1 protein-coding gene is annotated in these 1,283 nt (G+C 44.0%); it reads right to left on the bottom strand.

The annotated features are described in order from the left end of the window. Positions 1-2: 2 nt before the first annotated feature. Positions 3-1,181 carry an IS256 family transposase gene (locus GKZ89_RS20755; RefSeq protein ID WP_155114303.1) on the bottom strand — a complete coding sequence of 393 codons (1,179 nt, stop codon included), beginning with the start codon at positions 1,179-1,181 and terminating at the stop codon, positions 3-5. Positions 1,182-1,283: the final 102 nt, after the last annotated feature.

Raw genomic sequence — 1,283 nt, 5'->3', positions numbered from 1 at the left:
TGTCATCTTTCTTTTCCATAACGTTCATCAAACATCTGGGCGATTTCTTCTTTCGCTAACCCAAATCCTCCTAATTTCCTTCTAGCCCAGGCATCATTATAATCCGTCACATTTAGATAAATGATCTTCTCTGCCGCCTCTATATTCGGGAGGCTGTCCATTGTTTTTAATCGCTTGCGAACTTCTCTGTTCAGGCGTTCGATTAGGTTGGTTGTATAGAGATACTGTTGGACATCCTTAGGATACTTTAAGAACGTAAGGAGGACAGGCAGATCAGCCTCCCAAGATTCCAATTCCCGTTTGTATGCTTTCTTCCACTTCTCTTTCAGTTCAACGAGGGCAGCTTCAGCTTCAATAAACGTGTCAGCCTTGTAGATGGTTTTTAAATCCTGGGCTAACTCTGGCTGGTGTTTTTTTCGAGCATGGTTCAACGTATTTCGTACTTTGTGGACCACACAGCGCTGCACATCCGCTTTGGGAAAAGTACGAAGGAACGCATCTTCCAGACCTGGCAGGCCATCAAATACGCCGAGAAGGACTTCCTCAACGCCGCGTTCACGAAGATTATTTAGAATCTCACTCCACCCGTTGGAGGACTCCCTGCCGCCAATATAAAATCCCAAGACTTCCCGATGCCCCTCCGGGGTAATGCCTAATACGATGTAGACTGCTTCTTTCCCAACTGTGTCACGACGGACTTTCACAAATAAAGCATCAAGGTAAAGTGCGCAGTATCGCTTATTTAAAGGACGATTTTGCCATTCGCGGATATCTTGGAGAACGGTATCCGTGACATTCGAAACGGTTCCTTGGGAATACGAATCTCCAAGCAGGCTTTTCATGATTTTACCGACCTGACGAACACCAACACCATGACGATACAATTGAATGACCAGCTCATCTACAGCCACCATTCTGCGTTTATAGGGTTCAAATAGTTCCGTTTGGAACTCGCCTTTGCGGTCCCTTGGGACATCAAGGTCTTCAATCCGGCCGTAGACTGTATCCAGCATACGAGGATAGTATCCATTTCGAGAATTGTTTTCCCCTACGGGTTCATTTTTAAGGACCTCTTTTATTTCTTCCTTGAGAATCAATTCGACTTTCTCTTTAAGTACTTCCTTCATCGTGGACTCTAACAGACTGGAAAGATCCATATTTTTTGTGCTATCCTTAGACATGGACAAAGGACTCCTCTCGATTATTGTGGTGATATTCAGAGAGTACTTTGTCCTTTTTCTATTGTCTAGAAAAGGACCTTACACATACATTTATAAACCATC

It is taken from the genome of Metabacillus mangrovi, assembly GCF_009711125.1.
Classification (GTDB): Bacteria; Bacillota; Bacilli; order Bacillales; family Bacillaceae; genus Metabacillus_B; species Metabacillus_B mangrovi.
Note: the sequence above shows the minus strand (reverse complement) of the source record. Positions and strands in the feature narration are given on the sequence as shown.